The sequence below is a fragment of the Qipengyuania sp. JB2-7 genome (assembly GCF_055693485.1).
Genome location: NZ_CM146335.1, coordinates 2,814,611 through 2,829,395, shown reverse-complemented (window position 1 = coordinate 2,829,395; position 14,785 = coordinate 2,814,611). Strand labels below are relative to the sequence as shown.

Genomic DNA, 14,785 nt, shown 5'->3' with positions numbered 1-14,785 from the left:
CAATGCGGGACAATCATGTTGTGCGATCACAAAACTGGCCTTGGTGTCGGTTCTGTACACGCGCAGTTACCCAAATGTACTTAATACCCCATCAACCATACGAAAGCCGATTCTTAAAAACGGCTTCTCCGCCTCAGGTGGAAACCTCCTTCGGGCAAAGCGACCATGAAAAACGTGTTTCCATATCGGGAACGCGTGGATCGATTTTGGAGGATGATATGAAACAACTTGCAAAACTGGCGGTGCTTGGTGCAACCGCGACAATAAGTGCGACTTCTGCGAACGCAGCGGTTGTTGCTGGTGAAGTGACCGGCGGCAATTCAGGTGGGGTATTTGTTCAAGAAAACCCCATGCCTGGCTTTATCGTTGGTAACAATCAGCAGCAATCGCCAAATCTGTTTGCCTTTGACGAAGCGCAGAACGTGCAACTGCTCGCTGACCTTGCCGGCATCACGGCGGGTACTTTCATCAACAGTCACTATGTGTACTTTGATCCGCAAAACAGCACGACCATGGAAGGTAATGTTACTTTCGATGGCGAAGTTCTGGCGATCCTGACCGCCACCGGCCAAATGCTGGCGACCGATGCGCTGCTCGGCAATCCAAATGTGACATATCAAAACCCTGGTCTGCGCGGCCTTGAGGGTAATGATTCTGCGTCTTTTGCGGGCAATCAGGTATTCGTAGATCTGCGCGCGAGTACACCGGGCGACTACATCCGCGTAATCACTGCGTCGGCTGTTCCAGAGCCCGCAACTTGGGCAATGATGCTTCTCGGCTTCTTCGCGCTTGGTGGCATGCTTCGCAGCAAGCAAGCTCGTGTGAACACACGCGTACGCTACGTCTGATCAGGTTACCTGTCCGCGTCAGCGACAGGTAGAACAGGGGAAGGGGCCGTGAGCATGTCTCGCGGCCCTTTTGCGTTCTAGTGACACCGACATTTGCAAAACATCTTTCAACGCTTTCGCTCTTCGCTGGAATGCCTATAGCAACGCGCATGTCCACGATTTCACGCTTCGCCCCGTCACCCACTGGCCGTCTGCATGTCGGCAATATCCGCACCGCACTTCACAACTGGATGCTTGCCCGTCGTTCTGGTGGCACATTTGTGCTCCGTATCGATGATACCGATGCAGAGCGGTCGAAAGAGGAATATGTCGAGGCGATCCGTGCGGATATGGCATGGCTGGGGCTGTCCGCTGATCGCGAAGAACGCCAATCAAATCGGTTGGAGAGCTATGAGGCGGCGTTTGCGCGGCTCAAGGAAAGCGGGCGCATCTACCCCGCATATGAAACGGCGCAAGAACTGGAGCTGAAACGCAAAATACAACTGGGTCGGGGGTTGCCACCGATTTATGACCGCGCGGCCCTGGATCTGAGCGATGCGGATCGTGCGGCGAAAGAGGCAGACGGGATTGCCCCGCACTGGCGCTTCAAGCTTGATCATAGCGCACCTATTCAATGGGAAGATGGGGTTCGCGGTACCCAAAAATTTGAACCAGCGCAGCTTTCTGACCCGGTTATCCGGCGTGCAGATGGCTCCTGGCTTTATATGTTGCCCAGCACGGTCGACGACATCGACATGGGCATCACCGATGTGCTGCGCGGGGAAGACCACGTTTCGAACACAGCGGTACAGCTCCAAATGTTTGAGGCAATGGGTGCTCAAGCACCAAACTTTGCCCACGAGGCGTTGCTAATTGGCAAGGAAGGCAAGCTGTCCAAAAGGCTGGGGTCGCTGGGGTGTGATGCGTTTCGCGAACGTGGGCTTGAGCCAGAGGCTGTGATTGCGCTGTTGTCGCGATTGGGCACCTCTTTGCCAGTCGAGCCTATTGTGGACCGAACCAAGCTGCTTGAAACATTTGATCTGTCCACTTTTGGACGCGCGCCAGCGAAATTCGATGACGCAGAGCTCGATCGGGTTAACACGGCAATAGTGCACGAGCTTCCATTTGCTGATGTTGCCGGGCGCTTGCCAGAAGGTATGGACGAAGCCGGTTGGCATGCCGTCAGGCCTAATGTTGCGACCGTTCCGGAGGCAGACGAGTGGTGGCGTTTGGTGACTGGCCCAATTGAGCAACCCGAGTTCTCCGACGAAGATCGCGCTTATCTGGCCGAGGCAGCAAAGACACTGAGTTGGTCAGATGATCCGTGGAGCGCGCTGACGTCTGCTCTGAAAGAGAGCACGGGTCGGAAAGGCAAGCTTCTGTTTCTGCCCCTGAGGCAGGCACTTACTGGCATGAGCCACGGGCCAGACATGGGTGAACTCCTGCCTCTCATCGGTGAACAAGAGGCGCGCGCGAGGTTGGAAGGCGCTGTCAATCAAACATAGCGATCCTGGTGTGGGAACTGCTTGGATTCCCGGCATGTGCACCTTAGGGTTCGAGCAAAAATCAATGTGAGAGATTTATCCATGAGCGACTTTGTCGGCAGGCCAAATACAGATCGCGCCACACATTGTGACGCTACACAATACCGCGAGATGTACGACCGTTCACTCGCTGATCCCGACGGTTTCTGGCTGGAGCAATCCCAGCGTTTAGACTGGGTTACACCTCCGACTCGAGGTGGCGATTGGTCATACGATCCAGTTGAAATCACGTGGTTTGCCGATGGCAAATTGAACTTGTGCCACAATGCAGTTGATCGCCATGTGGTCGCGGGTCGCGGTGACGCCATAGCCTTGATTTTTGAGCCGGATGATCCGAGCACCCCCGGTCGCACGCTCACCTATGGGCAGCTTAAGGCTGAAGTCGTGCAGATGGCCAACGCCCTGAAATCGCTCGGCGTGACCAAGGGCGAGCGTGTCACGATTTACATGCCAATGGTAATCGAAGGCGTGCTTGCGATGCTGGCATGCGCGAGGATCGGCGCAATTCACTCTGTCGTTTTTGGTGGGTTCTCACCTGATGCGTTGGCTGGCCGGATCACGGACTGCCAAAGCCGATTTGTCGTCACCGCCGATACTGGGCTGCGCGGAGCAAAGCCGATCCCGCTCAAGGCCAATGTAGACGCGGCATTAGAGCTACCCGGAGTTGATGTTGAAGGCGTGTTAGTCGTCAAGCATACAGGCGCAGACATCCCCATGCATGGCGGACGGGATCATTGGTATCACGATCTCGCGTCGGATGCAGCCTACCCCTGCGAACCGATGAAGGCGGAAGACCCGCTGTTTATCCTCTACACGTCAGGGTCCACCGGCAAACCCAAGGGTGTGCTGCACACCACAGGCGGGTATGGGGTATGGACGGCGACCACTTTCAATTACATTTTCGATTATCAGCCGGGCGAAGTGTTCTGGTGTACTGCCGATATCGGTTGGGTCACGGGCCATTCCTATATCGTGTACGGCCCGCTGATGAACGGCGCGACGCAGGTCGTGTTTGAGGGCGTGCCGAACTATCCCGATCATGGGCGGTTCTGGGACGTAGTTGATAAGCATGCGGTCAATATTCTTTATACGGCGCCTACTGCGATCCGGGCGCTGATGCGTGAAGGCGATCACTTTGTGACCAATCGTGATCGCTCCAGCCTGCGCCTGCTTGGCAGTGTGGGTGAGCCCATCAATCCAGAGGCATGGCGCTGGTACTTTGACGTTGTTGGCGAAGGGCGTTGCCCGATCATCGATACGTGGTGGCAGACAGAAACGGGCGGCTGTATGATCACTACACTTCCATCCGCCCACGACATGAAGCCGGGCAGTGCTGGCCTGCCGTTTTTTGGGGTAGCACCGCAGCTTGTTGATCATGACGGCGCAGTGCTGGAAGGCGCGACGGACGGTAATCTATGTCTGACGCATAGCTGGCCAGGCCAGGCACGCAGTGTTTATGGCGACCATGATCGGTTCATCCAAACCTATTTCAGCACTTATATGGGCAAGTATTTCACTGGTGATGGCTGTCGCCGTGACGAGGATGGCTATTACTGGATCACCGGTCGTGTCGATGATGTCATCAATGTCTCTGGACACCGCATGGGTACGGCAGAGGTCGAAAGCGCTTTGGTCTTGCATGACCTCGTCGCAGAAGCTGCGGTCGTTGGCTATCCACATGATATCAAAGGGCAGGGCATTTACTGCTACGTGACTTTAAATGCTGGCGAGGATGGATCGGGTGAGCTGCTCGCCGAACTGAAGCAGCACGTGCGCAAGGAAATCGGGCCAATCGCGACACCTGACAAGATTCAGTTCACCGATGGGTTGCCCAAAACTCGCTCTGGCAAAATCATGCGTCGTATTCTGCGCAAGATTGCGGAAAACGACTTTGGCTCGCTGGGCGACACTTCGACACTTGCCGATCCGAGCTTGGTCGATAGGCTGATTGAGGGCCGTCAGTGACGTTTGGCCGATAGTTCATGAGCGATGACGTGACGCCTTTGCTCGACACCGCTGAGCGTGTCTTTGCGGGGGCTATTGATAGCGCGGCAGTCCGCCGTGCGGAGCAGGGCGAATGGCTGGTGCAGGCTTGGCGTGCGATTGCTGAGTTTGGTGCGCCCTTTATGCTGTTGTCCGAGGAGGAAGGCGGATTCGCTCTTCCTGCACAAGATGCGCTGGCGGTTGTCCGGATAGCGGCGAGGCATTGTGTGCCGTTACCAATTGCGGAGACGATGGTTGCCAATTGGCTTTTGGCAAAGGCTGGTCTCGCGCCGAGTGATGACCCACTTACCATCGTCGATCCCAGGAATGTGAATGTGATCTTGGAAAGGCGCGGTGATGCCTGGCACGCGGCGGGCACTTTGCGCGCCGTCCCATGGGGACGCTTCGCCAGCACGGCTTTTTGGGTCGATGGTCACATCATACGGTTGGATCATCAGCACGTGGGTATTCGAAATGGGACAAACCTAGCAGGCCATCCCCGCGACGATCTGACTTTTGATGTGAAGCTCTCCGATGATTCCGTCGGTGAAGCGACCGATTTGCCTGCCCCGATGGTGGAGCAAGCGGGAGCGGCAATGCGCGCTGCGGCCATCGCAGGGGCATTGGAGCGCGTGTTGGACTTGGCCGTGACTTATGCGGGCGACCGGGTGCAGTTCGGGCGACCCATCGCGAAATTTCAGGCGGTGCAGCAAAACCTTGCGCGATTGGCTGGTGAAAGCGTGGCGGCAAATGGTGCCGCAGATCTTGCAGCAAGCAGCTTTGCCGTTCGTGTCTCGCGATTAACGCTTGGCGCAGCGAAAGCGCGCGCTAGCGAAGCGACCGGTGAGGGGGCGAGCATCGCTCATCAGATATTTGCCGCAATAGGTTTCACTCAAGAACATGATCTCAATCAGTACACGCGCGCGCTTTGGTCGTGGCGTGATGAGTTTGGCAGCGAGACCTATTGGAATCGTGAGCTGGGCGAGGCTGCTGCCAAAACCGGACCGGAGCAGCTTTGGCCGATGATTACCGAACTGGCATGACCCAGATACCGTTCCCCCAGCCAGTTGCGAGCCTTGCCGCAGAGGAGTTGCGCGCGGAAGTTAGAGCATTTCTGGCGTGCGAAATGGTTGGTGAGACGCCTTTGAGCAAGGCACGCAGTTGGGATGGCTTCGATCAAGACTTCAGCCGTAAGCTTGGGGAACAAGGTTGGCTCGGCATGACCTGGCCAAAACAATACGGCGGGCAGGAACGGTCAGCCTTTGAACGCTACGTAGTGGTCGAAGAATTGCTGGCTGCTGGCGCGCCGGTTTCGGCGCACTGGATCGCCGAAAGACAAAGTGGCCCGCTCCTCTTGAACCTTGGGACAGAGGCACAGCGTCAAGCGATACTACCAAAAATCGCGGCGGGAGAATGTGTTTTCTGCATCGGTATGAGCGAACCTGATTCCGGTTCGGATCTTGCGGCGACCCGCACCCGCGCAGAACCTGTCGATGGCGGCTATCGCATTAACGGCACCAAGCTATGGACAACGAACGCGCACCGCGCGGATTATATGATCCTGTTTTGTCGGACCAGTGGAGGGGTGGAAAATCGTCAGTCCGGTACGAGCCAGTTGCTGATTGATCTGAGGAGCACTGACGGGATTACGATCCGGCCCATCCGCGATCTGGCCGGGCAGGAACATTTTAACGAGGTAACGTTCGAGGACGCATTCGTTTCTTCAGATGCACTGATTGGCGAGGAAGGCAATGGCTGGAATCAGGTGATGAGCGAACTCGCATTTGAGCGTAGCGGTCCGGAGCGCTTTCTTTCTTCGTTTGAACTTGTGGTTCAGCTGACGCGTATTTTGGCTGGATCAAGTAACCCATATGCGCTGGCTGCATTAGGTCGGATGGTGTCGCATACTGTCGTCCTCAGGCGTTTGTCGCGCGGGGTAGCCACAATGCTGGAGAATGGCGAAAACCCGGCATTGCAAGCATCCATCATCAAAGACCTCGGCGCGGTTTTAGAGCAGGACATACCCGCCGTCGCGCGCGAGCTTATCGAGTTCGCACCGCGCAGCGAAGCGACACAAGATGTACTGGCCGTTCTCAATCATCTCGTCATGGTGTCGCCCTCATTCAGTCTACGCGGCGGTACACGTGAGATCTTGCGCGGGATTATCGCGCGGGGGCTTGGCTTGCGGTGAAGGGCGCTCTCTTAGTCAGATGTGGCTGAGGCTTCTATGCGGTCGATGAGGCGCAAAAGGCTTCGTTCGGCGTCACGCATATCGTCAATATTGAGGTCGCCCATATGTGCATCGTCGCTTTCGGCGCGGCGAGCGAGAAGGGCATGCAATTTGGCGACGAGAGATAATACCGTCTCTTCCTCACGGTACCGCTCTCGGTCTGCGGTTCTGTACGTGGCCGGTGATCGCCATAACGTCCCCCATGGAACAGCAATGGCGCCTCGTCATGCGCCTCAAAATCAATTACCTCACCAACCATGATTATGTGATCGCCACCGTCATACTGATGTTGAGTCCGGCATTCGAACTTTGCAGCATAGTGATCCAGGACCGGTGAGCGGAGCTTACCCCTCGCCCACTCAAGATCGGCAAACTTGTCCGCGCCAGTTTGCGCAAAGCGATTGGCTAGCTCTTCTTGATCGGCCGACAAAACATGCACCGCAAAATGGCCGCTCTTGCAAAAGGCGGGGCGCGATAGGCTATCTTTGGCGAGCGACCACAACACCAGCGGCGGATCAATACTGACCGAATTAAAGCTGCTCGCTGTTACGCCGATTGGTTCACCATTTGGGCCAAGCGTTGTGGCGATCGTCACACCTGTTGCAAACGAACCGAGCGCATCACGAAACTCTCTGGCATCTGTGCGTACGGGGCTCATATGCCGTTATCTAGGGGCGGTCGGTTGGAATTCATAGGGCCACGCAGCAAAACGCTGTTGCAAACAGTGGCGTGATGCCCAGCTTGCATGTACGTTTGGATTTGCAACTGAGATTCGCGTCCTTGAGAGCGCACGTATGGAGAGAGACATGACCAAGACATTCCCCAACCTGATTGATGGCGAACTGGTGGAAACTGCGAGCACCATGGAAGTGCTTAATCCAGCGAATGAAGAGGTCATCGCGCTCGTGCCTGCGTGCGGCGAAGCGGAGCTCGACAAAGCGGTTACTGCAGCTCGACGTGCATTCAAAGCGTGGTCAAAAACCCCGATTGAGGATCGCCGTAAGGTGGTTCAGGCAATCGCCGGTGTAATCAAGGAAAATGCTGATGAGTTGTACCAGCTGCTGACATCGGAACAGGGCAAACCGCATGATCAGGCCAAGGGCGAAATTTACGGTGCCGCAGGAATGGCCGGCGCTCAGGCGACACTCGACCTCGAAGATGAAATCAATGAGGATAGCGATACACGGCTTAGTCGCACCCGACGCGTGCCTGTCGGCGTCGTGGGCGGTATTGTGCCGTGGAATTTCCCGGTGATGATGGCGATGCAGAAGATTGCGCCAGCTATCCTTTCCGGCTGCACAATCGTGCTCAAGCCGTCTCCATTTACTCCGCTCGCGACGCTTCGTATCGCGGAACTGATCAAAGACGTGGTGCCCGCCGGCGTGGTGAATATCATCACGGGTGAAGACTCCCTTGGTCCGCTGATCACTCAGCATCCGGACATCGACAAAATCACTTTCACCGGCTCAACCGCGACCGGTAAAAAGATCATGGAAGGCGCCAGCGCTGATCTCAAACGGATTACCCTAGAGCTTGGCGGCAATGATGCCTCGATTGTTTTGCCCGATGCCGATGTTGAGAAAGTGGCTGAACAGCTGTTCTGGTCAAGCTTTTCCAATGCCGGGCAAATCTGCGTCGCGGCAAAGCGCGTCTACATTCACGAAGACATCTATGACGATCTTTCAGCAGCAATCGCTGCGTATGCCAAATCCGTTAAAGTGGGGGACGGTTCGCAGCAGGGCACAGGTGTTGGTCCGATCCAGAATAAGAAGCAGTACGAACGCGTGCTTGAGTTGATCCAAGATGCTAAAGACAACGGCTATCAGTTCCTGACAGGTGGCGACAGTGATCCATCTGGCACAGGCTATTACGTGCCGATCACCATTCTCGATAACCCACCCGAAGATGCGCGTATTGTCGCCGAGGAACAGTTTGGCCCGGTCATGCCACTGATGAAGTTCGCCACTGAGGACGAAGTGATCGAGCGTGCCAACAATTCAGAGTATGGGCTTGCCGGTGCGGTCTGGACATCAAACCCGGACAAGGGCGTCGAGATTGCGGAGCAACTTGAAACCGGCACAGTGTGGGTGAACGAGTATCTGCACCTGTCCCCGTTTGCGCCTTTCGGCGGTCACAAGCAATCGGGCTTCGGTGCTGAATATGGTAAAGAGGGCTTGCTGGAATTTACGTATCCTCAAGTAATCACTGTCAAAAAGGATAACGTTCCTGCCTAGTTTGGGGGCAGATGCTTGTACATTTTTGAGGGGATTGAGCTGTGTCAGCTTTTAGTTGGAAAAAACGTGTGTTTGGTGGGAAGGCCGCGTTCGCCGCTGCTTTGATCGCGGGTGTCGGATTGGCCGTGCCTTCGGCGGCCCAGTTCAAAATCGGTAAGGCGCTCGACTCTGCAAAGAAAGTGGCGGAAGCTGCTGATTATTCTGACGAGGAAATGATCGTTTTCTTCAGCCAGATGTCTGAAGAAATGGATAGCCAGAACCCGATCGCCACCATGGATGATCCTTATGGTCAAAGGCTTGCCGCACTTACTGACGGGCTCGAAAGCTATGATGGCCTTGCCCTCGATATCAAGGCATATCTGGTCAAAGACGTGAACGCCTTTGCCATGGGTGACGGCACGGTGCGCATTTTCGCCGGGCTGATGGACGAATTCAACGATGATGAAGTCCGCTGCGTCATTGGTCACGAAATTGGCCATGTAAAGCTTGAGCACAGCAAGAAACGCATGCGCAGCGCACTGCAACAGGATGCTGCCGTGAGTGTCGCGTCAACAGCGAGCGATAAAGTCGCGCGGATTGCTGATTCAAAGCTGGGCAAGCTGTTTGGTGATGTTGTGACCGCGCAGCACTCTCAGAAGGCGGAGCGTCAGTCTGACGATTATGCGCTGACTTTTATGAAGTCCAATGGATATGATGCGCAAGGCTGCATCACTGCGATGGAAAAACTGGCTGCGTTGAGCGGCGGTGGACCCGGCATCAAACTTCTTCAGACCCATCCGAGCCCAAAGAGCCGCGCCGACCGGATGCGCAAAAAGCTCTGACCGCTCCAAATGACGAGAAATGCGGTCGCTTGGGAAACTGGGCGGCCGTTTTCTATTGGTCTTTGTGGCTGGGCTGTCAGAAGCACTAAACCCCTACTCGCCCGCATTCTTTGACACAAAATCCAAACCTACGGCCCAACGCCGCTGAAAGCCGCGCCAGTGCTCTGGCTCGCTCTCACCAGCCAGTTTGCCGTTTAGCTGATCACCGAAGCTGACTTGCCACTGGCTGTCATTTGCATTTGGGACAGGCACGTCGAGATAGGCGCGTTTCGTTTCCTCGCCTTTCAGGTGCAAGTCCAGAAAGGCGGTCACGAAATGCTGATTGATGCCATTGATACGATCCTGCCGCCACACTGGCTCATTGAGAAATTCGATAGCGCGAAAGGGTGCGCCTTCGGGCAATTCAAATGCATTGCCCGCGATGTTATGGCGCGCCTCGCGAAACACCAGCATATGCCGATCTGATCCTGACAATTGATCGAAAATCCAGCTGATGCCTTCGGCGTGATTGCTAACATCATCGATACCGCCAGAGATGATCAGCGCTGGGATTTCAACCTGGCTCAGTGTCGCGGCGCTCCAAACACGGTTGTCTGGCTGACCTCCCCATGGAGCCATCGCAATGACGGCATTAATGGGTGCAGCTTCTGCTAGCTCTGCTTTGAGTTCGGAAAGGGCATCGCCTGGTACTGCGTCAAAAGTATCGCTTTCGAAATCGTAAGTGCCACCCGCATTGGCCAGCGCGCCATATCCGCCCATAGAATAGCCGATGAGCGCGATCTGTTCGCTATCGACAATCGATGCAATGCCATTTTGTCTCTCGGTCTTCTGTTGCAGAATGTGCGCGAGCACTTGGCGCTGATCGAGTGACCGATCAACCAGGACTTTCGCAAAGGAATAGAGGAAGTCTGTTGCCCCTTCGAGCTTCATATCGGCGTGATCGATTGAGGCGACAACATAGCCGTGAGATGCGAGATGCTCGCCGAGATTGCTGAGCTGAGTCGACCAACCGTTGAAGCCGTGCGAAATCAACACGAGCGGGTAGGTGCTCTCGTCAGCGGGCGGCGCATCGGCAAAAGCGCGCCCTGCGAATTCCAAAGTAAAAGGCTCCATATCAGGAGGTGCCATGGTATGCGTATAGGTGACCGGATCAGCCGTCGCCCTGGCTTCAGCAGGATACCAGAAGCGCACCTGCAGGCTCCGATCTTTGCGCTCGATTTGTCCTGTCGCAAGGCCCAGCTTCGGGAATGTGACCCGGTCCGGCAGAGTGTAGGCCACTTCTTGTGTGCCAACGGTATGTACACCCGGTCGACCAAGCTCTGGCGCCTCGCCCGGTGCGCCTGCATGAATGGTCGGGCTCGCGACATAGGCTGTCGCACCGAGACCCAAGCCTAAGACCGCTAACGCGGCTAACGCTATATGGCGTTTCTTCATGATCTCTCCCTGCTGGCACCGGTTTGATGCCTCCACCACAACGCCTTATGGCGCAAGTTTGGCGATCTCGTCCAGCACGCGGACCGCATGCTCTTTTCGGCAAATCAACAGGTCGGGCATGTAGGGGTCGCGGTTGTTGTAAATGAGCGGCGAACCATCAATGCGCGAGGCGTGCAGGCCATGGCCAATCGCCACCGCAGCAGGTGCGCAATTGTCCCACTCAAACTGACCACCGGAATGCAGGTAAATATCCGCTTCGCCGCGGATGACCGCCATTGCCTTGGCACCTGCGCTTCCCATCGGGACCAGCTCAGCATGCAGTTTTTCCGCGACGGCCACGGCCTCTTTCGCCGGGCGCGAACGGCTGACGACCATGCGTAGCAATGGCAGCGTGTCGGGGATGGCGCGCGGTTCATCACTGCGCAAAACTTCGCCGAGACCGGGCAGGGCAACTGCGCCGAGCACAGGTTTGCCGCCCACCGAAAGGCCGACATGCACGGCCCAGTCATGCCGCCCTTCGCCATATTCGCGTGTGCCATCGACCGGGTCTATGATCCAAACACGGTCTTTAGACAGGCGCTCTTCTGTGTCCTTGCTCTCTTCAGAGAGCAGACCGTCCTCCGCGCGCTCCTCGCGTAGCCGCTTCACCAGATACTGATTGGCCGCCTTATCGCACGCTTTGCCCAGCTCTTTACCTTCAAGGGTCGACTGCTCGCGCAGCTTGAGCGAAAGTTCACCCGCTTCGCACGCCAGATGCGCGGCCAGTTCCCCGTCAGTCATACTCATTTTAGGGGCATGATCTCGGTTATGATGTGCTTGGCCGCCTCTTCTGGCGTCATCTCGACGGTGTTGACTGTGATGTTAGGGTTCTGAGGTGGTTCATAAGGGCTGTCGATCCCAGTGAAGTTCTTCAACTCGCCGCTGCGTGCTTTCTTATAAAGGCCCTTAACATCGCGCTTTTCCGCAACCTCTAGAGGAGTATCGACGAAAATCTCGGTGAACTCACCTTCGGGTAGCATTTTGCGGACCATGTCGCGTTCCGCTCGGAAAGGTGAGATAAAGGCAGTCAGTACAATCAGGCCAGCATCCGCCATCAATTTTGCGACTTCGCCAATGCGCCGGATATTCTCAATCCGGTCAGCCTCGGTAAAGCCCAGATCCTTGTTCAACCCGTGCCGTACATTGTCTCCGTCGAGCAGGAAGGTGTGCCGGTTCATCAGATTGAGCTGTTTCTCAACTTCATTGGCGATGGTCGATTTGCCCGAGCCAGAAAGACCGGTGAACCACAGCACACGAGGTGTCTGGTTTTTCAGGCGCGCATGGGCTTCGCGGCTGATGTCAACCGCCTGCCAGTGCACATTCTGCGAACGGCGCAGGCTGAAGTGCAGCATACCTGCCCCGACCGTGCGATTCGTAATCTTGTCAATCAGGATAAAGCCGCCAAGCGCTGAACTATCAGCGTAGGGCTCGAACACGATGGGCTTGTCAGTCGCCAGCTTGGCAATGCCGATGGAATTCAGCGCAAGCGTTTTCGTTGCGAGCTGTTCCATCGTATTAACGTTGATTTCGCATTTGGGCTCTTGGACTGTCGCCGTCACCGATTGCGATGCCAGTTTGAGCCAATATCCACGCCCAGGCAGCAATTCTTCCTCATCAAGCCAGACGATTGTCGCCTCGAACTGATCGGCGGTCTGCGGTGGATTGTCAGCCTCCGCAATCACATCGCCGCGTGAACAATCTACCTCGTCCGAGAGTGTAAGGGTGACCGACTGGCCAGCGCTCGCGTGAGAGAGGTCGCCATCAAACGTCGTGATCGCTTTGACTGTTGTAGTTTTGCCTGACGGCAAAATACGAACTGCATCGCCAACCGTGATGTCGCCCGTCGCGATCTGGCCAGCAAATCCACGATAATCGAGATTGGGTCGATTGACCCATTGCACCGGCATCCGGAACGGCTTCTCAGACGCGACGGCGCTGTTCACCGGAACGCTTTCCAGATGCTCCATCAGGGTAGGGCCATCGTACCACGGCATGGCATCGGATTTGCCGGTGATATTGTCGCCGACCAGCCCTGACAACGGGATCGCGGTAAAATCCTCGATGCCAATCTCGCTGGCGAAGGTGCGATAGTCGGCAAGAATATCGTCAAATGTCTTCTGGTCATAATTGACCAGATCCATCTTGTTGACCGCCAGCACGATGTTCTTGATGCCTAGCAGATGGCACAGATAAGAATGTCGACGGGTCTGTACGAGTACGCCCTTGCGTGCATCGATCAGAATTACTGCAAGGTCGGCGGTCGATGCGCCAGTGACCATGTTGCGGGTGTACTGTTCGTGCCCTGGACAATCGGCGACAATGAACTTGCGCGTTGTGGTATTGAAAAACCGATAAGCGACATCAATGGTGATGCCCTGTTCACGCTCCGCTGCGAGCCCGTCCACGAGCAGGGCAAAGTCAATATTCTCGCCTTGTGTGCCTTGTTTTTTGCTATCGTTTTCCAGCGCGTCGAGTTGATCCTCAAACACCATTTTGGAATCGTAAAGCAGGCGCCCAATCAGGGTTGATTTGCCGTCGTCAACGCTGCCGCAAGTGATGAAGCGCAGCAGATCCTTGTTGCGATGCTGTTCGAGATAAGCCTCGATATCCTCAGCGATGAGCGCGTCAGTTTGGTAACGGGGCTCCGTCATCAGAAATACCCCTCCTGCTTTTTCTTTTCCATACCGGCACCGCCAGCGTCTTTGTCAATCACGCGGCCCTGACGTTCGCTCGTGGTTGTCAGTAATGTTTCCTGCACCACTTCGGACAAGGTGGTTGCGCCCGATTCCACCGCGCCAGTAAGCGGGAAGCAGCCGAGCGTTCGGAAACGCACTGATCGCTCGGTAATCTCAGGCATTGTGCCGAGCACTGTCTCAAGTCGCTCCACATCGTCCGCCATAAATAGCCCGCCATTCCACATGAAAGTCGGGCGAGGCGCTGCAAAATAGAGCGGGACGATCTCGATCTCTTCCAGCTGAATGTATTGCCAAATGTCGAGTTCGGTCCAATTGGACAGTGGAAATACCCGGATGCTTTCGCCTCGGCTCTTGCGTGTGTTGTAGAGGTTCCAGAGTTCCGGTCGCTGGTTCTTCGGGTCCCAGCCATGGCTGGTCGTTCGGAATGAGAACACACGCTCTTTCGCGCGGCTCTTTTCTTCATCGCGGCGCGCGCCGCCAAAGGCCGCATCGAATCCATAGTGATCGAGCGCCTGCTTTAGCCCCTGCGTCTTCCACATGTCGGTGTGGACCGGGCCGTGATCGAATGGGTTGATGCCGCGCTCTTTGGCTTCGGGGTTTTGCCAGATCAGCAGCTCCATCCCAGCATCTTCAGCGGCCTTGCCGCGCAGCTTGTACATTTCCCGAAACTTCCAGGTCGTGTCGACATGCAGCAACGGGAATGGCGGTGGCGAGGGATAAAACGCTTTGCGCGCCAGATGCAGCATCACCGCGCTATCCTTGCCAACGGAATAGAGCATCACCGGCTTTTCAGCCTCCGACACGACTTCGCGCATAATGTGGATCGCCTCTGCTTCGAGGCGCTGGAGATGATTGAGGGCCGTCATATTGCGCCGCTATGTCTGCTCTCGCGCCTTCGCATACAACCACGGCTTGCTTGCAGGGTGGGAAGTTTGCCTTTTCGGTTCGCTCGCGAATGGGCTTGCCAAATCCGTATG

Annotated in this window: 12 protein-coding genes; 7 read left to right on the top strand and 5 right to left on the bottom strand. The window is 56.0% G+C overall.

Translation table 11 applies throughout. The features are described 5' to 3' along the window. The first annotated feature begins 218 nt into the window (after positions 1-218). The 5 genes from ACZ1GM_RS14220 (at position 219) to ACZ1GM_RS14200 (ending at position 6,545) form a co-directional block, all read left to right on the top strand. Complete coding sequence (locus ACZ1GM_RS14220; protein WP_472677027.1) at positions 219-848, top strand: PEPxxWA-CTERM sorting domain-containing protein; 630 nt, start codon at positions 219-221, stop codon at positions 846-848. Between the two features lie 149 nt (positions 849-997). Beyond that, positions 998-2,332 carry a glutamate--tRNA ligase gene (gene gltX / locus ACZ1GM_RS14215; RefSeq protein WP_472677026.1) on the top strand — a complete coding sequence of 445 codons (1,335 nt, stop codon included), beginning with the start codon at positions 998-1,000 and terminating at the stop codon, positions 2,330-2,332. An 81-nt stretch (positions 2,333-2,413) separates the two neighbouring features. Beyond that, positions 2,414-4,336 carry an acetate--CoA ligase gene (acs, locus tag ACZ1GM_RS14210; protein WP_472677025.1) on the top strand — a complete coding sequence of 641 codons (1,923 nt, stop codon included), beginning with the start codon at positions 2,414-2,416 and terminating at the stop codon, positions 4,334-4,336. Between the two features lie 17 nt (positions 4,337-4,353). Then, complete coding sequence (locus ACZ1GM_RS14205; protein ID WP_472677024.1) at positions 4,354-5,397, top strand: acyl-CoA dehydrogenase family protein; 1,044 nt, start codon at positions 4,354-4,356, stop codon at positions 5,395-5,397. Next, positions 5,394-6,545, top strand: coding sequence for an acyl-CoA dehydrogenase family protein (locus ACZ1GM_RS14200; RefSeq protein ID WP_472677023.1), 1,152 nt, complete (start codon positions 5,394-5,396; stop codon positions 6,543-6,545). Before ACZ1GM_RS14205 ends, ACZ1GM_RS14200 begins: the two co-directional genes overlap by 4 nt. A gap of 34 nt (positions 6,546-6,579) precedes the next feature. Here the strand turns inward: ACZ1GM_RS14200 and ACZ1GM_RS14195 are convergent, their stop codons facing one another. After that, entirely contained in the window at positions 6,580-7,242 is a 663-nt protein-coding gene (locus ACZ1GM_RS14195) for a flavin reductase family protein (protein WP_472677022.1), read from the bottom strand. 148 nt (positions 7,243-7,390) lie between these two features. Between ACZ1GM_RS14195 and ACZ1GM_RS14190 the strand changes: the two genes are divergently transcribed. Beyond that, the gene (locus ACZ1GM_RS14190) at positions 7,391-8,818 is read left to right on the top strand and encodes an aldehyde dehydrogenase family protein (protein ID WP_472677021.1); all 1,428 of its coding nucleotides are present in this window, start codon (positions 7,391-7,393) and stop codon (positions 8,816-8,818) included. A gap of 41 nt (positions 8,819-8,859) precedes the next feature. Next, complete coding sequence (locus ACZ1GM_RS14185; RefSeq protein ID WP_472677020.1) at positions 8,860-9,639, top strand: M48 family metallopeptidase; 780 nt, start codon at positions 8,860-8,862, stop codon at positions 9,637-9,639. Between the two features lie 93 nt (positions 9,640-9,732). Here ACZ1GM_RS14185 and ACZ1GM_RS14180 read toward each other — a convergent pair whose 3' ends face one another. From ACZ1GM_RS14180 to cysD, 4 genes are read right to left on the bottom strand one after another with little or no spacing between them, the layout of a single operon-like run. Further along, the gene (locus ACZ1GM_RS14180; protein WP_472677019.1) at positions 9,733-11,073 is read right to left on the bottom strand and encodes an alpha/beta hydrolase family protein; all 1,341 of its coding nucleotides are present in this window, start codon (positions 11,071-11,073) and stop codon (positions 9,733-9,735) included. Between the two features lie 45 nt (positions 11,074-11,118). Beyond that, positions 11,119-11,859 (bottom strand): 3'(2'),5'-bisphosphate nucleotidase CysQ, encoded by a 741-nt coding sequence (locus tag ACZ1GM_RS14175; RefSeq protein WP_472677018.1) that lies wholly within the window; start codon positions 11,857-11,859, stop codon positions 11,119-11,121. After that, positions 11,856-13,763, bottom strand: a complete 1,908-nt coding sequence (cysN, locus tag ACZ1GM_RS14170; RefSeq protein WP_472677017.1) for a sulfate adenylyltransferase subunit CysN — start codon at positions 13,761-13,763, stop codon at positions 11,856-11,858. The genes ACZ1GM_RS14175 and cysN overlap by 4 nt, the downstream gene beginning before the upstream one ends. Beyond that, positions 13,763-14,674: a sulfate adenylyltransferase subunit CysD gene (gene cysD / locus ACZ1GM_RS14165; RefSeq protein WP_472677016.1), complete on the bottom strand. Its 912-nt coding sequence runs from the start codon at positions 14,672-14,674 to the stop codon at positions 13,763-13,765. The genes cysN and cysD overlap by 1 nt, the downstream gene beginning before the upstream one ends. Positions 14,675-14,785 lie beyond the last annotated feature (111 nt).